The 19,411-nt window shown below is 60.2% G+C and carries 20 protein-coding genes; 6 read left to right on the top strand and 14 right to left on the bottom strand.

Features of this window, described 5'->3' with window-relative positions; all coding sequences use genetic code 11:
* Nucleotides 1–21 precede the first annotated feature (21 nt).
* Nucleotides 22–675 carry a plastocyanin/azurin family copper-binding protein gene (locus ACILSI_RS13925; protein WP_395722495.1) on the bottom strand — a complete coding sequence of 218 codons (654 nt, stop codon included), beginning with the start codon at nucleotides 673–675 and terminating at the stop codon, nucleotides 22–24.
* A 101-nt stretch (nucleotides 676–776) separates the two neighbouring features.
* Here ACILSI_RS13925 and ACILSI_RS13920 point away from each other — a divergent pair, with 101 nt between their 5' ends.
* A complete protein-coding gene (locus ACILSI_RS13920; RefSeq protein ID WP_395722494.1) occupies nucleotides 777–1,925 on the top strand; it encodes a sterol desaturase family protein in 1,149 nt (382 codons plus the stop codon).
* Here ACILSI_RS13920 and ACILSI_RS13915 read toward each other — a convergent pair whose 3' ends face one another.
* Nucleotides 1,926–4,280, bottom strand: coding sequence for a hypothetical protein (locus ACILSI_RS13915; RefSeq protein WP_395722493.1), 2,355 nt, complete (start codon nucleotides 4,278–4,280; stop codon nucleotides 1,926–1,928).
* Between the two features lie 88 nt (nucleotides 4,281–4,368).
* On the opposite strand from ACILSI_RS13915, the gene ACILSI_RS13910 reads away from it, so the two are divergent.
* Nucleotides 4,369–5,226 (top strand): helix-turn-helix domain-containing protein, encoded by an 858-nt coding sequence (locus ACILSI_RS13910; protein WP_395722492.1) that lies wholly within the window; start codon nucleotides 4,369–4,371, stop codon nucleotides 5,224–5,226.
* Nucleotides 5,227–5,239: 13 nt separating this feature from the next.
* Here the strand turns inward: ACILSI_RS13910 and ACILSI_RS13905 are convergent, their stop codons facing one another.
* Together ACILSI_RS13905 and ACILSI_RS13900 are read right to left on the bottom strand one after the other, a co-directional pair.
* Nucleotides 5,240–6,529 carry a dihydrolipoamide acetyltransferase family protein gene (locus tag ACILSI_RS13905; RefSeq protein WP_395722491.1) on the bottom strand — a complete coding sequence of 430 codons (1,290 nt, stop codon included), beginning with the start codon at nucleotides 6,527–6,529 and terminating at the stop codon, nucleotides 5,240–5,242.
* 45 nt (nucleotides 6,530–6,574) lie between these two features.
* Entirely contained in the window at nucleotides 6,575–7,570 is a 996-nt protein-coding gene (locus tag ACILSI_RS13900) for an alpha-ketoacid dehydrogenase subunit beta (protein WP_395722490.1), read from the bottom strand.
* A gap of 379 nt (nucleotides 7,571–7,949) precedes the next feature.
* Here ACILSI_RS13900 and ACILSI_RS13895 point away from each other — a divergent pair, with 379 nt between their 5' ends.
* A complete protein-coding gene (locus ACILSI_RS13895; RefSeq protein WP_395722489.1) occupies nucleotides 7,950–8,843 on the top strand; it encodes an RNA polymerase sigma factor RpoD/SigA in 894 nt (297 codons plus the stop codon).
* Between the two features lie 100 nt (nucleotides 8,844–8,943).
* A complete protein-coding gene (locus tag ACILSI_RS13890; RefSeq protein ID WP_395722488.1) occupies nucleotides 8,944–9,495 on the top strand; it encodes a hypothetical protein in 552 nt (183 codons plus the stop codon).
* Nucleotides 9,496–9,499: 4 nt separating this feature from the next.
* Here the strand turns inward: ACILSI_RS13890 and ACILSI_RS13885 are convergent, their stop codons facing one another.
* The 8 genes from ACILSI_RS13885 to pdxH all read right to left on the bottom strand — a co-directional run bounded on the left by ACILSI_RS13885 (nucleotide 9,500) and on the right by pdxH (nucleotide 16,104).
* The gene (locus ACILSI_RS13885) at nucleotides 9,500–10,090 is read right to left on the bottom strand and encodes a xanthan lyase (protein WP_395722487.1); all 591 of its coding nucleotides are present in this window, start codon (nucleotides 10,088–10,090) and stop codon (nucleotides 9,500–9,502) included.
* A gap of 16 nt (nucleotides 10,091–10,106) precedes the next feature.
* Entirely contained in the window at nucleotides 10,107–12,947 is a 2,841-nt protein-coding gene (locus tag ACILSI_RS13880) for a PVC-type heme-binding CxxCH protein (RefSeq protein ID WP_395722486.1), read from the bottom strand.
* Between the two features lie 61 nt (nucleotides 12,948–13,008).
* Nucleotides 13,009–13,437: a thiol-disulfide oxidoreductase DCC family protein gene (locus ACILSI_RS13875; RefSeq protein ID WP_395722485.1), complete on the bottom strand. Its 429-nt coding sequence runs from the start codon at nucleotides 13,435–13,437 to the stop codon at nucleotides 13,009–13,011.
* Nucleotides 13,437–13,901 carry a hypothetical protein gene (locus tag ACILSI_RS13870; RefSeq protein WP_395722484.1) on the bottom strand — a complete coding sequence of 155 codons (465 nt, stop codon included), beginning with the start codon at nucleotides 13,899–13,901 and terminating at the stop codon, nucleotides 13,437–13,439. Before ACILSI_RS13870 ends, ACILSI_RS13875 begins: the two co-directional genes overlap by 1 nt.
* A complete protein-coding gene (locus ACILSI_RS13865) occupies nucleotides 13,898–14,389 on the bottom strand; it encodes a hypothetical protein (RefSeq protein WP_395722483.1) in 492 nt (163 codons plus the stop codon). The genes ACILSI_RS13870 and ACILSI_RS13865 overlap by 4 nt, the downstream gene beginning before the upstream one ends.
* The gene (locus ACILSI_RS13860) at nucleotides 14,386–14,802 is read right to left on the bottom strand and encodes a hypothetical protein (protein WP_395722482.1); all 417 of its coding nucleotides are present in this window, start codon (nucleotides 14,800–14,802) and stop codon (nucleotides 14,386–14,388) included. Before ACILSI_RS13860 ends, ACILSI_RS13865 begins: the two co-directional genes overlap by 4 nt.
* 68 nt (nucleotides 14,803–14,870) lie before the next feature.
* Entirely contained in the window at nucleotides 14,871–15,392 is a 522-nt protein-coding gene (locus tag ACILSI_RS13855) for a GbsR/MarR family transcriptional regulator (RefSeq protein ID WP_395722481.1), read from the bottom strand.
* Between the two features lie 58 nt (nucleotides 15,393–15,450).
* Nucleotides 15,451–16,104, bottom strand: coding sequence for a pyridoxamine 5'-phosphate oxidase (pdxH, locus tag ACILSI_RS13850; RefSeq protein WP_395722480.1), 654 nt, complete (start codon nucleotides 16,102–16,104; stop codon nucleotides 15,451–15,453).
* Nucleotides 16,105–16,177: 73 nt separating this feature from the next.
* On the opposite strand from pdxH, the gene hpt reads away from it, so the two are divergent.
* Nucleotides 16,178–16,735, top strand: a complete 558-nt coding sequence (gene hpt, locus ACILSI_RS13845) for a hypoxanthine phosphoribosyltransferase (RefSeq protein ID WP_395722479.1) — start codon at nucleotides 16,178–16,180, stop codon at nucleotides 16,733–16,735.
* Nucleotides 16,732–16,977 carry a MoaD/ThiS family protein gene (locus tag ACILSI_RS13840; protein ID WP_395722478.1) on the top strand — a complete coding sequence of 82 codons (246 nt, stop codon included), beginning with the start codon at nucleotides 16,732–16,734 and terminating at the stop codon, nucleotides 16,975–16,977. Before hpt ends, ACILSI_RS13840 begins: the two co-directional genes overlap by 4 nt.
* Before the next feature lie 3 nt (nucleotides 16,978–16,980).
* Here ACILSI_RS13840 and ACILSI_RS13835 read toward each other — a convergent pair whose 3' ends face one another.
* Nucleotides 16,981–18,651, bottom strand: coding sequence for a sulfatase-like hydrolase/transferase (locus ACILSI_RS13835; protein WP_395722477.1), 1,671 nt, complete (start codon nucleotides 18,649–18,651; stop codon nucleotides 16,981–16,983).
* A gap of 97 nt (nucleotides 18,652–18,748) precedes the next feature.
* Nucleotides 18,749–19,411 (bottom strand): zinc ribbon domain-containing protein (locus tag ACILSI_RS13830; protein WP_395722476.1); only part of this gene is annotated, 663 nt, incomplete at its 5' end.

Genomic DNA, 19,411 nt, shown 5'->3' with positions numbered 1-19,411 from the left:
GGAGGAGGTCTTGTGAAAGAGTTACTGGGCGGTGATGGTGCCGTTCATGATGGCGCCGTGGCCGGGGAAGGTGCAGATATAGTTGTACTCACCAGCGGTGGGCAGCGTGAACTCGATCGTTTCGGTCTGGCCTGGCTGCAGCAGCTTCGTGTTGGCCAGGATGTCGGCGGATTCGGGGATGTAGCCTTTGTCCACCAGCGTCATGGCGGCCATGGCGATGCCCATCATCTTGCCTTTGTCCACGCCGAGCTTGCCCAGCACAAAATTGTGCGGCTGCGGTAGGGTGGGATGGTTGTTGATGAAAGTCAGTTTCACTTTCTGGCCTGCCTTGGCGCTGATGGACTTCGTGTCGTAGGCCAGCGGATTGGCCGAGTCAGGCTTGATGGTGACTTCGAGCACCGGGAGGTTTGCGGCAGGAGCAGGAGTTGGAGTGGCGGCGCTGGCAGGAGCAGCAGCGCTAGCTGGGGCGGCGGCTGCGACTGGAGCAGGATCAGCCTTCGGCGCGGTAACAAGAGAACCGAGTCCTTTCACCACAAAGGCCAGCACCCAGAGCAGCACGACGCCGCCAATGCCGAGACCGATCACCATGTTGATAACAGACCAGATGGAGGATTTTTCAGAGGAGGAATGCGCGGACATGAGTTTGAGACGGGGGAGGGAGGTTGGGTCGCGCATGAGAGCACACCCGGTTCCGAAAGCAACCAGCGTTCTGGCCCCCGGCTTGCTGTTCATCCGCGCTCTTGTCATCCACTCCGCCAAACCCTATAAATTTGCTGATGAACCCGCTCCACGAGACCCGCCTGAAGATTCGCAGTGAACTCGAAGCGCCGCCCGCGCTGCGAAAATTTGGCAGCGGTTGGATCAGTGGCGTGCTCGGCATGATGTTCGGCATCGCCGCGCTGGGTAGCGTGATCATGATGCGCTTCCCCGGCGTCTTTACCATGAGGGAAAACGCCGGAGTGATCGACCATCCCGCGTTTCGCACGGGCATGTTTGTGCTCATGGTTCTGGCGTTCGTTTTTTCGCTGCTGAACCTCATTCTGCGCCCCAGCAAGGCGCTGGGCATGACGGGAATGATCGCCACCCTGCTGGCGGTGACCTTTGGCGGCACATCTGCCTCCGCCGTGGCTCCTGATCTGACGCCGGTCTATTTCGGCCTCGATTTCTTCGTGCTGCGCCTGCTTTTCACCGGCTTCCTATTTATCCCGCTCGAAACCCTGTTCCCGAATCGTGCCGACCAGGGCATCTTCCGTTACGAATGGCGGGAGGACCTGTTTTACTACCTCATCAGCAGCATGCTGGTGCAGGTGCTCACCTGGCTGAGCTTCATGCCTGCGCAGACGTTGTTCAAACTCACGTCATGGACCGAATTTCGCGCCTGGATAGCGGCGCTGCCCTTCCTCGTGCAGCTCGTCGCCATCATGTTCCTCACCGACTTGGTGCAATACTGGGTGCATCGGCTGTTTCATCGCATCCCAGCGTTGTGGCGCTTTCACGCCGTGCATCACTCCGCGCAGCACATGGACTGGATGGCCGGGGCGCGCATGCACTTCCTCGAAATCCTCATCCTGCGCGGTACCACGGTCTTCCCGATGATTCTGCTCGGCTTCAGCCAGACCGCCGTGAACGCCTACGTCCTAGTCGTTTATCTCTTTGCCACCTTCGCACACTCGAACCTCGGCTGGCGGCTCGGTTCCATGGAAAAGTTCTTCGTCACGCCGCGCTTTCACCACTGGCATCACGGCATCGAAAAAGAGGCCATCGACGTCAACTTCGCCATCCACTTCCCTCTCTTTGACAAGATCTTCGGCACGCACCACATGCCCGAAAACAACCGCTGGCCCTCCGGCTATGGCATTGGAGGTCATCCTGTGCCCAAAGGCTACTGGCAGCAGTTTCTCTATCCGTTTCGGCGGAAGAAGTGATCACTCGTACTTCAACTGAGCCGTCGCCGTGCATGCCGTGCTTGTCGTCACGCGCATCCAGCGCGCCTGCACCGCAGGTTCGAAGATGAGGCTGGTGGCCTCGCCGGGGGAGACTTCGCGGTGCTGGTAGGTGACCCACAGGCCGGTACCGGTGAGGTCGAGCTCGATGTGGAAGCTCACGGGTTCGTTTTGGTCGTGGCTGAGCGTCAGCGTGCGCTGGTCGTAGGCCCACATCAGGTAAGGATCGCTCTTTTGATCCGCCTTGACCTTTGTGTCCTTCCACGGACCGCCATCGCCGCGCGGTTTGCCGAGTTTCCAGAGATCGTCGATGGCTCCAGCCCACAGCGCGGCCTTGCCGTCGTCGCTGCGGAGGATGTGCTCGCTGGCTTTGGCATCCGGCTTGACGCCGCTCATCAAGAACAGGCCGCGATAACCGCCGAAATCGGTCACGCGCAGATCGTGTGAACAAATGGGGCGGATCTTCGCGAAACCATCCGCATTCTCAGCAGGCAACTCATAAAATGTGCCGCAGGCGCTCAGCATGTCGCGCTCCGTGGCCACTTCGCGGCAAATTCGCAGCTCACCGGCCTTGGTGGCGGCATCATAGGCATTGGAAGCGCGTGGCAGACGCCAGCGACGGCCGCGATCATCGACGACGAGCACGCTGGCCGCGTCGAGCGTGATGACGTTCTTCGGGATGGCGACGGCCTTTTCGACAAAGGCCTTCGCTTTGGAGTCTTCCACTCGTTTGAGTTTCAAATCGTCTCCCATCTCGTAGTAGCCGTCTTGGGTCGCAAAACTCAGCGTGCGCTTGTTTTCGCCACGAGGCCGGAAAAGGCCGGTTTGGGCGGTTTCATCGCCGATTCGGGCAATGCCGTCGAAAATGGCGTCAGGCTCGGTGGTGCGAGATTCGCCGTTCGAGAGCGTGATGAGCACGGAGAAGTCTTCGGAGTCTTTCTCGGCCTTCACGCGCAGCCATTCGTCGTCGCCAGTGATCGCGACGCGCTTCGATTCGCCGGTGGCGTGGTCGATGTGCCACACGCTGCGATGCTTCCATCCGGCAACGAGGAAGGGATCGCTCACATCGCCCGCTTTGACGCTGTCGTGCAACCACACCGCACCGCTCGCATGCGCGGGGCCGAGCTTGTCCGGCGTGTCGGGGCTGGTGAACCACAGATTGCTCTGCGACTGGCCGATGCTGTCGATGCCACCTTTGACTTTGCGTTTGTTGAGGAACTCCGACTTCGCGGAGTCATCGCAGCCGAAGACAAGGCGGTCGTTCCAGCGCGTAAAGTCGCCGATGACCTTCATGTAGGCGCTGCGCACGCGGATGCCGCTCGTGTTCGCGGCGGAAAACGTCTTCGGGAAGCTCCAAAACGCGCCGTGCATGGTCATGAGCAGTTTATCCTTGTCCTCGCCGATGTTGCCGATGTCGCGAATGCGCGGCCATTCCGTGTTCCAGCCGTGCGCGCCATCGTAGCTGTGGCTGACTTTGGGCAGGCGGAAGGACTGCCATTTGCCACCATCAAGCAGCATGAGGATGAGCGACTTCGCATCCCAGCCGATGCTCCACACGGGCGCCTTTGGATCGCCGCCGTGGATGCCGCCGGGGCCGGTGACCTCGGTGAATTGATTGCGGCGCACGAGCTGCCAGTCGCCGCTGCCGGTCCATTCGCCGAGCGCACCGCTGGGCGTGGTGGGATCGGTGAGCACGCGCTTGTCGCGGTCGCCGTTGTTGGCGTAGATGACGCGGCCTTGAGATGAATACAGGCCTTTGCCGTGGTAGCCGGGCAGTTGGGAGTCGAGCTTTGACAGCGGTGTCTCGACCTTGAAGTCCTTTTTGATGCCGTTGCCGTCGCGGATGAAGTTTTTCACGGCGAGCGACTTCACATCGACCTCGTAGAGGCCTTCTTCCATCGTGGCGTAGTAGATTTTGCCTGCGGGGTCGGTGAGGTGCCGCGCATTGCCGGTGAGTCGGCCCGGCATGATGTAGGGCGGGATGACGCGGACTTTGCGTTCGGCGTCGATGATATATGGCCCGATGAACAACTGCTGCGACTCAGGGTGAATCATGCGATTCGCCGGCGTGCCGCCGACGCTTTCGGGGCGCACGATCTGCTTCAGATCCGATGTGATCTCATAGAGCTTGTCGCTCGATCCGAACGGCAGATGCGGCCCGTACGTGATGACCCACAGACGGTCCGCCCACGGCACCACCGCGCCCGTGCCGCACTCGCCTTCATTGTTGAACATCGCCAGCGACGGATAGATGCCGCTGATGTTGCGTGGCTCCTGCGCACAGAGCAGGCCTACGGAACACGCGGAAAACACAGAAAGCAGAAGGTTGGGCTTCATGCACAGATGAAAGCGGCGCTTTGATGACAGGCAAGACCTCGATGTTATGCCGGATTGAAATCGCTTATATGTCCAGCCAAGCTGCGCGATGCCGAAAACGATCCCCGCCGATGTCTGGCTCAGCCTTCGCCATGAATGGCTGTGGGTCTATTGTGGCCAGGTGCCGCGTTGCGAAGTGTGGTCGGCGGAGATTCCGGTGCCGCCGGGCGTGTTCTTCGTCGAACGCGGCGAGGTGCGCATTCGTGCGGATGGTGCCGAGATCGTCGTGCCGCGCGGACAGGCCTTTTTCTCCGCGCCGGGGCTGCGGCAGCATTGGTTCGCGAAAAGCACGCGCCTTTTGTCCGTCGGTTTTCGCAGTCAGTGGCCGGATGGCTCGCCGCTGTTTCGCAGCGGCCTGAATTTCGCCGCCAAATCGCCGAAACTGCGGCTGGCAACTATCGCTCTTTTTCGCGCCGTGCATCGTGGCAGGAGAACGATGGCTTACCGTGAGTCGGTCACGGCCAAAGCGCTCTCTTTGGCCGGTTGGGCGACGCATGAGGCGGCGTTTGCGGTCTGGTTCATTGTTTTCATCAAAACGTTGTACCAACTCGGCGTGCAGCCCGAGTCTCGTGCGCCGGCAAGCCGTCGGCGGGTCGATCAACTCGTGGCGTGGCTGAACTCGCGACCGTTGGATCAATCGGTGCCGACGCTGCCGCCTGGATTTGCGCTCGGGATGCGGCGTGCGGATCAAATCCTTCAGCAGCACCTCGGTGTGAGTCTGCGCGTGTTTTTGGAACGGCGTCGCCTCAATGCGGCGCGTGAGCGCATCGTTTCCGAGCACGGTACGCTGAAGGAGATCGCCTTCACGCTGGGCTTCCGCCACGCGTCTCACTTTACGGCGTGGTTTCGCCGCCACACGGGCGTTTCACCATCGGCTTATCGTGCGGGCGGTCTGGAAGCCGCGTGACGTTGGAAATTGCTTACACCAGCATAAGCGCCGGGTTTTCCAGCAGCTTGCGCATTTCGGCGAGGAAGGTGGCTGCGACTGCGCCATCGACGACGCGGTGGTCGCCGCTGAGGCCGACCCACATGCGCTGGCCGACGACGATCTGGCCCTTGTCATCCACGACGGGAGCCTTGCGGATGCTGCCGATGGCGACAATCGCGGCCTGAGGTGGATTGATGATGGCGGCGAACTGGTCGATGCCATACGCGCCGAGATTGGAGACGGTGATGGTGCCCCCAGCGAAGTCATCGGGGCTGAGCTTCTTGTTCTTGGCCTTGCCGGCGAGGTCTTTGACGCTCTGGCTGATTTCGAGCAGCGTTTTCTTTTCCGCCTGCTTGATGACCGGGGTGACGAGGCCGTCATCGATGGCGATGGCGACACTGAGGCCGACGGATATGAATTTCACGATGGCATCACCATCCCACGCCGCATTGATCGCAGGCTGAGCCTGGGCGGCGCGGATGACGGACTTGAGGATGAAGTCGTTGACGGTGTACTTGTTGCCGCCGGTTTTTTCACTGGTGGCATTGAGATGTGTGCGGAACTCCATGAGCGGGCCGGCATCGACTTCCATCTGGAGGTAGAAATGCGGGATCTGCGTCTTCGAGGCGAGCAGGCGCTCGGCGATGATGTTGCGCATGCTGCTGGTGGGCACACGTTCGTCATCAGGGCCGATGACGGGACGAATCGCCGGAGTGGCGGCAACACGAGCGCTGGAACCGCCGACTGGTGCGTTCTCCACGTCTTCGCGGACGATGCGTCCGCCAGGACCGGTGCCGATGAGGGCGTTGAGATCGATACCGCGTTCAGTGGCGATCTTTTTGGCGAGCGGGGAGGCTTTGACGCGGAGGTTGGCGTTTCCAGCAGCAGCGCGGCTCTTGTGCTGCGGCGCGAGGGGAAGACGTGGGCCTACGCTTGCGGCCTTGGTGGCGGAAGTGGCGGGCTTTTTCTCTGCGGCAGGCGCTGGAGCCGCGGCGGCCTGGGCTTTGGCGATGAGTTCGTCGAGATTGGCCGGTGCGGCTTCGTCGTCTTCGAGAATGACCGCGAGCGGAGCACCGAGCGGGACTTTGCCGCCAGGGGTGGCGATGAACTTGTGCAGCACACCTTCAAACGGGCTGGCGTACTCCATGGTGGCCTTGTCGGTCTCGATGTCAGCGATGGCCTTGCCGACGGTGACTTTATCCCCTTCCTTGACGGTCCACTTGGCGAGGGTTCCCTCGGTCATGGTGTCGCTGAGCTTGGGCATTTCGATGAATTTAGGCATGGCGAAAAAAGTGAGAAGTCAGAAGTAAGAGGTGAGAAGGAAGAATCAGCAGATCCCAAGCGCCTTGGCCACCACGACCTCGGCGGTGGGGAGCTGGATGGCCTCCAGCGGCGGGCTGTAGATGGCGGGGGCGTCGAGGCTGCACACGCGTTGCACGGGAGCGTCGAGTTCGTCGAAGATGCGCTCCTGGATCATGTAGGCGATTTGAGCGCCGATGCCGCAGTAGGGCTTATTTTCCTCGACGTAGATGGCGCGGTGGGTCTTAGCGACGGATTCGAGGATGGTGTCCTCGTCGAGCGGGCGGATGGTGCGGAGATCGACGACCTCGGCGTTGATGCCGTGCTCCTCTTCGAGGATGCGGGCGGCTTCGAGGCAGGTGATGACGGCTTTGCCGTGGGCGATGAGGCTGATGTCGGTGCCCACGCGTTTCACGTCGGCGAGACCGAGCGGGATGAAGAGGTCGCCGCCGGGAATTTCGTCGTTGGCGGGCACGTCCCACTCCTCGCCGTAGAGTTTGGTGCTCTCCATGAACATGACGGGGTCATTGTCACGGATGGCGGCCTTCATGAGGCCTTTGGCGTCGTAGGCGTTGCTGGGGCAGACGCACTTCATGCCGGGGAAGTTCGCCATGATGTTCTCCGGCGTGTGGGAATGGGTGGCGCCGACGCTGGTGCCACCGTTGGCGGGGCCGCGGATGACAATGGGGCAGTTGATCTTGCCGCCGGACATGTAGCGGACCATCGCGCCGTTGTTCACGATCTGATCCCAGGCGACGGTGTAGAAGCTCCAGAACATGAGCTCCATCACCGGGCGCACGCCGAGCATGCTGGCACCGATGCCCATGCCGATGAAGCCGGCCTCGCTGATGGGGGTGTCCACGAGGCGCTTGTCGCCCCATTTGTCCCAGAGGCCCTGGGTCACTTTGTAAGCACCGTTGTATTGGGCGACTTCCTCCCCCATCACCACGACCATGGGGTCGCGGGCGATTTCTTCATCAAGGGCTTCACGGATGGCGTCGCGGTAGGTGATTCGGCGGGGCATGGCAGTTTTTGAGGGGTCAGTAAGTCGGGGAAGGAGGTGGCGGTGTCAAGCAGGCGGCTTGTGGAGGAACGACCGGACTGAAAATTGCCCCCGAGTCCCATGAAGCGGAAAAAATGCCGTGTCTCAGGGCTTTTTGTTAGTAATTCCTGATATTTTCAAGAAATGATATTGACGCCGCCGGTAAAGTTTAGTTGAAGAGAGTCTGCAAATTCAAAGCCTGTGCCACTTTCGCCCAGTTCATGCCCCTTTTCTGGCCGCAAACTTGCTCAAAAAAGACGAGCGAAGTGTGAAACTGCTTTTATACTGACGACCCCCTGCGTCTCGGCTCGGGGCAAGGAGTCTGCTCCTTGTATCGTATTACCCACATAGAACGCTCAATATGGAACTCGACGGAGGCATTAAGATTTACCTGCGTGAGATCGGCAAGACTGACTTGCTGACTCCCGACCAGGAGGTCGAGCTTGCCGAACGCATCAAGCGCGGCGACCCCGAAGCCCGTTCGCACATGATTCGTGCGAACCTGCGTCTCGTGGTGAAGATCGCCCAAGATTACGCCAACTACGGCCTGCCACTTCTCGACCTCATTTCCGAAGGCAACATCGGCCTGATGAAGGCCGTGGAACGTTTCGACCCGAACAAGGGTGGCAAGCTTTCAACCTATGCCGCTTGGTGGATCAAACAGTCCATCAAGCGCGCCCTCGCCAACCAGTCCAAGACCATCCGCCTCCCTGTCCACATGGTGGACAAGATCAGCAAGATGCGCCGTGTGGCCATGGCGATGTCCGAAGAACTCGGCCGTGAACCGACTGACGACGAACTGTCCGAAGAAATCGGCATTGATCGTGCCAAACTGAGCCAGCTCAAGGTCGCCTCCATGCGCCCGGCCTCGCTCGACGCCCCGATCAGCGACGACGACAGCACCGAGTTCGGCGAAATCGTCGGCGACGAAAACGCGCAGACGCCGTTCGACCTGCTCTCGCACAAGAACATGCACAGCCAGCTCGATGGCTTGCTGACCGTTCTCGACGAACGCGAACGCAAGATCATCGACGCTCGCTTCGGCCTTGCCGGCCAGAAGCCGCGCACGCTCGAAGAAGTCGGTCAGGAGTTCGGCGTCACCCGCGAGCGTATCCGTCAGCTGCAAAACATCGCCCTGCGCAAGCTGCGCCGTGCCCTGCAGAAAAAAGAAGACCCGATTCCCAAGGCCCTGCGCAACGCCGGTGGCAAGAAGAAGCGCAAAAAAGCCGCTGCCGCCGAAGCCGAGGACGAATAGGACCTCATCAATCACGAAGCCGGAGTCGCAAGACTCCGGCTTTTTTGTGGATGGTTGACTGAGAATTGGACGCATGAAGAGGTGATGTGATAAATGCTCTATGCGCTTTTTTGCAGCAATCACCGCTCTTCTCTGCATGGAGTCATGTGCAGCACGTCATGAAGCCCCGTGGCAGGAAATCACCACTGCCAATACAAGCAGCGCACCCAGCTTGGTGGGCCGTTGGAAGTCGGACACGGCTCCCACCGGCTACTGGATCATCGACCGGCATGCGGATGGGCGCTATGCGAGCAAATTCTATTTGTGTCATGATTTCAGCAAGCCGCATGAGGTCGCCTTGGAGTGGGGGCGTTGGGAGCTGAATGGGAAACGTTATCGACATGTAATCGATGGGACCAACTCGGAGGTGCTGCGGCGATTCGTCGGCAAATGGAAAGAATGGCCCGTCATCAGCATGACTCACGATCGCTTCGAATTCTCCGTCAATGATGGTGACCGCCATGAGCTACGCGTTTCGATCACTGACGATCTTCCAAACTTGAAACTGCCTACTCCGAAGGACAGCCCCTATGGTTGGATGCACAACAAGCATGGTATCAACGAACCCAGCCTGAAGGACGCCCCAGACTGGCTCTATTCAAAGCCACTTTGAATCATCACTTCGGTCTCTGCACCGGCAGAAACTGCACCGCATCAGCAATGACCACCTTGTCCGGCTCGGTGCCTTCATTCGACACCCGCACCCAGCCAGCGCGGCCCGCTTCAAACCGAAACGTTCCGAGCGTGCGAAACAGTCGGCCATGCTCGGGTTCCTGCTGCTGATTCATCACGATCTTGGTGTCGCCATCGGCATGATGAATGGCAACCGGAGCCTTCGTGGAGCGTCTCACGTTGTAGCAATGCGCCAACCGCACCTCATACCAGCCCGCTTTCGGCAGATCCGGCGTGAACGTCACGGATTTGCTGCCCTTGCCTGCCTTCATGTCATGCAAGTAAGCCAGGCCGACGTAAGGCGGCGTGTGTATTGAGTATTGCCACTCGCCCACGAGTTCCGCCGCCGTCTCATCCACCACAATGCCCGGCAACGCTGCCGGATCGCTCACGATGAACTTCACCATCTCCGGCCGGTCGACTTCACCGGGCGGGTGAATGTTTCTGACGGCCTTAGGATGTGGTTTGATTGCCTCGGCGGCTATGGCGACACCAAGAGCGATCAAAATCGTCGAAGATAAAAAGTATCGAATCATGTTCAGTGCTGATCGGTTACTTCCCCGCCTTCTCATTCAGCAAGTAGCCCAGCAAGTCGATGAACGTAGCCTCATCGAGTGTCTGGCCAAACGTGGGTGGCATGAGGGAGATAGGAGTAACTTCGGTCTTGGTGATGTCCTTTTTGGCGATGCGATGTTCTTTGCCAGTGGCGTCGGCGAGGAGGTGGATTTGGCCGAGTTCGGCTTTGAGGAAGCCTGCGAAGGTGCTGTTGTCCTTTAGGGTGAGGGTGTGGAGGTGGAAGTGGGCATCGACGTTGCGGTTGGGGTCGAGGATGTCTTCGCAAAGGCGTGCGGGGCCGCGCGCGCCGATGCCGTCGAGCTGCGGGCCGATGAGGCCGCCTTCGCCGTTGATTTGATGGCAGGCGGCGCAGTTCATCTTGAAGACGTTGGCTCCGGTTTCGAGATCGGGCCTAGCTTTGGCAAAGGCGGCCGTGCGGGTGGCGATGAGGGTGTCGAGCTGCTTTCGTTGCTCGGGTGAAACGGGCAGGGGCGGCGGCGCGGGTCGCGGTGGGAGGTAGGCGGCGAGTTTTTCGCGCAACGCGGCTGGGGCGCTGTGCTGGAGCATGACGGCGAGGGTTTTGAGGCTCTCGCGTGTGGTGTCGGCGCTTTGGTAATCGTTCACGTTGATGACGGCAGGCTCAATGTGGGTGATGCCGAGCCAGGCGTAGGCTTTGCCGTCATCGCCGTCGATGACTTCGAGTGTGATAATTTTTCCAATGTGATCCTTGAGATCAAACTCGACTTGTTTGGCGATGTCGGAGCGCGGTGGGAAGGCGCTGGTGATGATTTGGCCTGTCTTGGCTTCGCGGAGGTGAATGACGTTCTTGGCGTGCGGCTCGGCTTTCGGTGGACCGCGATGGCCGTTGATCCAGAGAGCAAGTTTGGCCGGTACGGTGAAGGGGATCGACCTCAGCGTGCCAGTGCGGCTTTCTTCATCGCCGCCGCCTTTGGCTATACTTTGCAGGACGGGTGCCTCGGTGCCATCGGTGAGCCTGCGAGGCTGAAGGGTCCATTTAGCATCGCCGAGAGTTGTCCAGGTGGGTGTTGGCTTGGTGGCGGTGGAATTGAGAAGCTGCGTGGCGAGCTCTTGTGCCCATGCGACGAGTTCGGGCGGCGGAGGCGTGCCGCGTTCACTGAATCCGTCCGAAAGGGCGGTGAGGAGCGGGAGCGGAGTGGTGGAATTTTGGAGTGATGACTTTCTGGCAAGCGCGATGGCTTGGGGTGAAAACGACGGATCACCGTAGCGTGCGATTTGAGTGAGGATCGCAGCGGTGATGGGTGCACCACGCTGCAAACGAGCGAGCAGGAATTCAGCGGCATCTGGCGTGGGCACTGCGATGGCGATTTCGTCAATCAGACTTGCCGGTGTGCCCTTGAGCTTGGCGAAAGCACCGGGGAGCTTGAGATGATCGCGAATCGCAATGCGGTAGGCAAGCCCGAGGCTGGTGTCATCGGCAGATGTTCGCAGCGCGTTGCGAATGAGCAAAGGCAAAGCTTCGAGCTCGGGCGCATCAAGCATCTTCGCAAGGATGCTGCGTTGCACGAACGACGAAGGGCTTTGCAGCGCAGAACGCCAGTCATTGAGATCGGGCAGCACCGATGGCTGGCGTTTGGAAGTGCCGGAGGTTTTGACGATCCGCCAAATACGCCCGCGTTCCTTGTCACGCCCCGGATGCTCCAGCGGGACTTCGTAGTGGCCGATGATCTTGTTGTAGAAGTCGGCGATGTAGAGGGCGTTGTCGGGGCCGAGTTGGAGATCGACGGGACGGAACCAGGGATCGTCGCTGGTGAGGAAGTCGGGTTGTTCGTTGGCCTTCGGCGTGGAGCCGGTGAAAGTGACCTTGTCGTGATTGACGGTGGAGGTGACGACGTTGCCGACGAAGGTGTGATCGTCCCACTCCGGCCCCCAGACGCCGCCGTCGATGTAAACGATGCCGCAGATGCCGGTGGAGCCGTGCGTGTGCTGGCACATGACCGGCGCGAAGCCGAGTCCATCGTGCGGTTTGCCAAAGCTGGGATAGTGAGCGCCGCGAATGAGTTGGTAGATCGGCGAGCTGTGACAGTCGGCGCTGTAGAGATTGCCGTAGCGGTCCCAGCAGAGGCCAAACGGGTTCACCTGGCCGTGTGTCCACGGTTCGACGCGTGAACCGTCGGGTTTGAAGCGGAAGACGTTGCCGCTGTGGAGTTCGAGCGTGCTGCCGTCCTTCGCCTTGAAGTGGCTGGTGTTGTTGAAGCCGTGGGTGGCATACACCCAGCCGTCGAGACCAAGGCGGAAGCTGCTGCACATGCCGTGGGTGTCTTTTTCGTAGCCGAGGGGGCCGAAGAGGACTTCGCGATGGTCAGCGATGTCATCGCCATCGGTGTCGGCGAAGTACCAGATGTTCGGGATGCTCCAGGCGATGCAGCCGGCTTTGTGCTCGGGTTTATGCCAAGGGAGGAATCCGGTGGGGATGTTGAGTTCGTTGGCGAAGTCGGTGCCTTTGTCGGCACGGCCGTCGCCATCGGTATCTTCGAGGATTTTGATCGCGTCTCGGCTGCCTTTGACGTTCGTGCCCTTCGGATCGGACCAGCGTGATTTTTCGGCGGCGTAGGGATACTCGACGGTGGAGGAGACCCACAAGCGGCCACGGGCATCGAAGGCCATGTTGATCGGTTTGTTGATCTGTGGCTCGGCGGCGAAGAGCTGGACTTCGAAACCGGGCGGCACATGAAACCCGGCGCGTTCTTGTTCCGGCCTCAGCGCATCGGTTTCGCGCACAAGACGAAGTTTTTCCTCGGCGGCATGAAGCGTGAAGGTGAGAGCCGAAGCAGCGGCAAGGCAGCGGAGGAAATGCATGGAGGCATTACAACGCAGGCGACGGTGCTCCTTCAAGCATTTGCTGAGTGCCTGACTCGGATCAATTCACCGCACAGCTGCCTGTATCGCATGAAACATGGGACACTTCCGCACGCAGCGCATCATCACTGCGCAAGCGCAGCAGATGCGAAAGGCTGATGCGGTTGCTGGAGATCCAATGCACCACGCGGCGGGCGATCTGCTGCATGCCGGGGCTGGCGAGCCGCAGTGACCACTCGCGATACTCGCGCAAGGCCCACAGGCATGTCACCCAGGCTCCCGCGCCCTGCCAGAGCGATCCGTCATCGCCCATGACAACGATTTCCTGATCGGCGCGAAGGTTCGGAAGATCAGGGCAACGTTTCTGCGCTTGTTCGGAGTCGTAGGGCATGAAATCGAGATGAACGTAAACAGCCTGGTCGAGCATCCAGCGCCGGAAGCGCGAGCAGAGGCCGCAACGGGCATCGTAGAAGATGGTGAGGGTGTTCATCACGATGGATCAGGTGGAGGTTTATCCATGCGAGCGCGGACGTAGGCGGCGACGATGCCGGTGGCACAGGTGCCGAGTGCGTAGGGCAGGGCGGCTTTGTCCAGAGTGCGCCAAAGACCCTCCAAAAGGCCATGATGAACGACTTCAAACCAAGCGACCCATGCAAAGACTAGTGCGACGATGGCAAAACTCGTCAGGAAACCGCACCAGGCCGCAGTGCCCAGTCTGCGCAGTCTGGAGGCGTCACTGACGAGAAGATCGGTCGGCAGGAAAATCACCAGCCAGATGATCGAAACAACTATTCCTGTGAAAGTACCTATCATTAAAAAATCGGCGCCCCTGAGAGATGAACCTGGTTTCAAAAGAATCGGAATCGCTCCCACCCACCAGGCGATGTTGCACGCGACCCAGCCGCACAACATCGCGAGGAACGAGAGCTTCACTTTGCGAAGGAAGTTTTTCATGGCTTGTCATGATGGTGCTGCGCATGGGGTGAGTCCCATCTTGCGCGGACATATGCGGCGACGGTGCCGGTGGCGCAGGTTCCGAGCACGTAGGGCGGGGCGGCTAGGCTCCAGGTGGCACGGATGCCATCGACGAGGCCCCAGCGACTGACATCATTCCACGCGAAGGCCACGAAGGCCGCCAGCACGATGGCAAAGGCGGCGAGGAAGCCACAGCCAGCCGCCGTGCGTGGCCGACGCAATCGCGAGGCATCGTTCACGCAAAGATCGACCGGCAAGAAAATCGCCAGCCAGGCCATGCCGATCACGATTGCAGTGCAGATGGCGACGGCGAGGGCGAATAGAAGGGATTGTTTGAGATTCGCATGCTGGACCGACGCGAGGTCCATTCTTGGAATCGCTCCCACCCACCACGCGATGTTGCACGCTAACCAGCCGCACAACATCGCGAGGAACGAGAGCTTCACTTTGCGAAGGAAGGTTTTCACAGCGTGTCGAGGATGTCGTGGGCTTTGCTGACGCGATGCATCGGCGGAATCGGTGGTGGCAGGTTCACAAGCGTGGCGCGGCGGCGCATCTTGGTGAAGACGTAGAGGTTGAAGAAGTGCATGCCGCCGAGCACCAGCAGCACGACGCCCATTTTGCCGCTAAGCGCCTCGAAGACGCCTTGAGCGCCGACGATTTCGTCCACCGTTTTGAGATACAGCGACACGAAGCCGATGTTCATGAGGTAGAAGCCGACGACGAGCAGGTGATTGACACTGTCGGCGAGGTCGGTGTTCCCATGGAAGCAATCGACGAGGAAGATGCGGCCGTTTTTGTGAAGTGTTTTGGCCACCCAGATGGTTAGGGCGACGGCAAGCACGAGGTAGAGGGTGTAAGTGATGACGGTTTCGTTCATAGTGTTGCGTGGTTTGCGTTTGTGTTCTGAAGTTTCAGTAACTACTGAAACTTAAAGGCATGAAAAGATCAGCCAAGGAGGCGCATGGCCCACTGGAGAGCGGAGGCGTGCTTCATGGTGATCACGGTGTCGGCGACTTTGACGCCAAAGCTGAGGAATTCGTCGAGGTCCTTCATCTGCTGGTGGAAGTCGCGTCCAGGACCAGCGGCTTCGTCCTTCGTCCTGGCGGCGCAATCACGTAGCAGGTGGATGGCGGGCTCGATCTCGCGGCGTTTGCGCTCCTTCGAGATGGTGATGAAAATCTTCCACACGTCCTTCTCGGCCTCGAAGTACTCCTTGCGGTCGCCTTTCTTGGTGATGATGCGGACGAGGTTCCAGCCGACGAGATCCTTGAGGTTCGTGTGGGCGTTGCCGCGGCTGATTTGCAGCTTTTCCATGACCTCGTCGGTACACATCGGCTCCGGGGCGGTCATGAGCAGGGCGTGGATCTGGGCCATCGTGCGATTGATGCCCCACTGCGTGCCGAGCGAGCCCCACTGGGCCACGAATTCCTCGCGTGCCTTTTCCCAGGGTGGTAGTTCCTTGTTCACACTTTCACTAGAAACTGAAAACACCGAAAGGCAAGCCGGGATTCCAGTTTTCTCGTGATCACGGGCTTAAACGCACCTTCACCCACACACCGCCCTCTTTGCGATAGCGAATGCGGTCATGCAGGCGGCTCACGCGGCCCTGCCAGAACTCGATTTCGTCCGGTAGCAGCGTGTAACCACCCCAGTGCGGCGGGCAGGGAACCTGGCCTTCGGGATATTTCGCTTTCAGTTCGGCGTCGCGCTGCTCCAGCCACTCGCGACCCGGAATCACGACGCTTTGATCCGACACCCAGGCACCGATTTGATGCCCGTAGGGTCGGCTGGCGAAGTACTTTTGGGCATCGGCATGATCGAGCTTCGAAATCGTGCCCTTCATGCAGACCTGATGATGGCGGTCCGTCCACAGAAAGCAGGCGGCGGCTCGTGCATCCACAGCGATCTCTTTGCCCTTCCGGCTCTCGTAGTTCGTGTAAAAATGAAAGCCGCGCTCGTCGATGCCCTTCAGAAGCACCGTGCGCACCGTCGGGGTGCCATCAAGGCCGTTCGTGGCCAGGCTCATCGCATTCGGCTCCGGCAGGTTGTGCGCGAGAGCGTCATTGATCCAAGTCGTGAACAACTGCGCCGGATCGGCCGGGGCGCTGTGCTCGTCGAGCTCGCCCTGGTCGTAACTCACGCGCAGGTCGGGCAGGTTCGGTTTGTCAGTGGGATTCATTCGGGTTACAAGAAACGTGCGCCGCGCGGCCTCCGCTACGCCAGCATTGGCCTTTTACGCCTTCTTTTGTCCCATGTCATCCCCGGTCACCGGAGTCATCCACGATCTCGAACGCATCCTGCTCACGCCGGATCAAATCCACACCCGTGTGCGCGAGATGGCGTCCCGCTTGAATGCGGTGTTGGCAGGCAAGGTCGTCACCGTCGTGGCGCTGATGGATGGCGGCCTGTTTTTTGTGGCGGACCTTCTGCGCGCGCTCGAACTGCCCGTCCGCCTGCACACGCTCAGCGCCAGCAGCTACCAGGGCGGCACCGCCACCACCGGCGAGGTGAAGGTGAACTGGCCCGCAGGCGTCGATCTGCGCGATCAAGACGTGCTCCTGCTCGATGACATCCTCGACACCGGCCTCACGCTCAGCGTGATCTCCGAACGCATCCTCGCCCAGCAGCCCTCCAGCCTGCGCACCTGCGTCCTGCTCAGCAAACGCCGCCAGCGCGTGCGTGATGTGCCGCTCGATGACGCCGGTTTCGAGATCGACGACGAGTTCGTCGTTGGTTACGGCATGGATTACATGGGCCGCTTCCGCAATCTGCCATGCATCGGCATCCTGAACCCGAACAAGCCGTCATGAAGCTGCGAGTGCTGTTCTTCTCCGTGCTGCGCGACATCACCGGTGCCGATGAAATCGCACTCGAACTGCCCGCGGGCAGCACGATGGCCGATCTTCTCGCTCAAATCGAATCCCACTGGCCCAAGCTGCGCGAATGGCAAAGCAGCCTGCTCCTGGCCCTTGATCAAACCTATGTGAAGCGCGATGCGCTGCTGCACGACGGCGGCGAAGTCGCCATCATGCCGCCGGTGCAGGGCGGCTGACAATCACTTCCTCCCGCCCTTGATGTATTCCTCGCGGCTCAAAGTGCCGCTGCCGTCTTTGTCGAAGACCGGGAAGCGTTTGGGGGCCTCGTCGGGGTCCGGTTGATTGAGGAGAAATTCTTCCTTGGTGAGCTGGCCGTCCTTGTTCGTGTCTCGTTTGTCAAAGGCGGCTCCACGATCTTGTTTCGAGCTCTTTTTGGTTTCGGCTTTCTTCGGATCGGGCTTGTTCGAGACTTGGCGTCTGGCCTCGGGATGCGTGGCGAGCAACTTGCGCAGTTCCTCGACGACTTCCGGCTGATCGGCGGCGAGGTTCTTCGTCTCTGTGGGATCGGACTCGTAATCGTAGAGTTCGAGGACCGCCGTTCCAGGCGCATCGCCGGGCTTTTTCCATTCGACGAGACGATGCCGCTGTGTGCGTATCGCACGACCGATCAATCCTTCGCCGCGTGGATAGACGTGAATGGCGTGATCGCGCGTGCTGGTGGCCGGATTCTTCAAAACGGAGGCGAAGCTGCGACCGTCGAGCTTCGCGGGAGCAGGGAGGGAAGCGAGTTCGGCAAGTGTGGGATAAATGTCCACCGTCTCCACAAGCGCCTGCGTGTGCTGACCGCCTGCGATGCCCGGTGCCGCGACGAGCAGCGGGATGCGCGCGGCCTGCTCGTAGTTCGTGTGCTTGCACCACATGCCGTGGTCGCCGAGATGCCAGCCGTGGTCGCCCCAGAGCACGATGATGGTGTTTTCAGCGAAGCCGTTCGAGTCGAGGGCATCGAGCACCTTGCCGAGTTGCGCGTCCATGTAGCTGGTGGCCGCGTGGTAGCCGTGGATGAGGTGAATCGCCTGCTCCTTCGTCACCGGGCCTTTGTCCGGCATGTCTTTGTACTGACGCAGCTCGCCCCAGGAACTCGGCGCGAACTCCGGTGCTCCTTCAGGCGCTTTTTGAAGTTCCGGCAGCTTGAAGCTCGCGGGATCGTAGAGATCCCAGTATTTCTTTGGAGCGACGAACGGCAGATGCGGCTTCAAAAAGCCTACCGCGAGAAAAAAAGGCTCGTCCGGCTTCGCTTTGGCTGCTTCGAGGCGCTTGATCGCTTCATCGGCGATCATGCCGTCACCGTAGCGATTGTCCGGCACATCGGCGTTTTCCGTCGGAGCGCCACGCGGCAGTTTCCAGGCCTCCTTCTTGTTTTCAAACAGCGCCTGCTCGCGGGTCGATTCAGGCGGGTTGTTCTCCTTCAGCACGTAGCTGATCGTCTTCGGGCTGTAATGCGGCACGCTCCACGAGGCTTCGTCGTTCACATTGCCGTGGCCGACGTGGAAGATTTTGCCGAGCCCCTCAGCACGATAGCCGTTCGCCTTGAAATACTGCGGCAGCGTCACTGCATCTGGCGCCGCTTTGCGGAAGTTTGTGCTCAACTCGTAAATGCCGAGTGTCTGCGGTCGCAAACCGGTCGTGAGCGCACTCCGTGAAGGCGAGCACACGGCCTGATTGCAAAACGCTTTCTCAAACAACACGCCCCGCGCCGCGAGGCGGTCGATGTTTGGCGATTGGACGATTTTGTCACCGTAGCAGCCGAGCAGCGGCTTCAAATCATCGACGCAGATGAGCAGAACGTTGGGTTTCGATGCCGCGAGGAGCGCGGGGCAGAGAGCGAAGAAGAAAAAGGCGGCGCGGATCATGGGGAGGGTCAAGGAGTCAAGAAGGTGGTGAGTTGTCTTAACGCACGTCTCTTGACTATCTTGACCTCAACTTGACAGCGCTCCCCTCACTGAGAGATCAGCCCTCAAGGTCCTCAAACGACTGGATGGCCCAACCGCCGGAGCCGAGCACGAGGGTGTACGAGCGGAAAGCGCCGGCATCCTTGGGGCCGACGAGAATGGTGGCCTGACGCCCGTTGTTGAATTTCTCGATGACGACGACGGTCTCGGGTTTGCCGTTGGTGGTGACGCGGACCTCGATGCGGGTGGGTGTCGAGGTGGGTGAACCCACACGGATTTTACCGCCCGTCACGCGATGAGCCTCGTCGAGGAAGTGAATGTAGGCGACTTCAACGGGAGGGCGTCCTGGGTTGACCGCAGCGTCAACGGGATCAGCCAAGGTAGCGGGTTTGTCGGGTGTGACGGAGACGGCGTCTGGCGGTGTGGTTGCAGCGGGAGGAGACGGCTTGAGCCTGTCCCACAACATGGCAGTGGCGACGCCAATGACGGCGGCGATGATGACCGGCACCACCACCAGCAGCGCGGAGGAAGAACGTGGAGCAGAAGGGGCTGGTTCTGGCGCAAGCACAGGCGCTGGCGCGGGTGAGACTGAAGGTAAAGGTGAAGGTGAAGGTGAAGCGGCGGCAACACGATGACCGCATTGGTCGCAGAAGGCCGTGCCGGGCGCGAGGGCGGCACCGCAGTTCGAGCAGAAGGCTGGTTTGGTATTGGACATGATCAG

The organism is Prosthecobacter sp. (assembly GCF_044232965.1).
GTDB lineage: Bacteria > Verrucomicrobiota > Verrucomicrobiia > Verrucomicrobiales > Verrucomicrobiaceae > Prosthecobacter.
The sequence above is the reverse complement of the archived record's forward strand: the minus strand, read 5'-3'. Positions and strand labels throughout refer to the sequence as shown.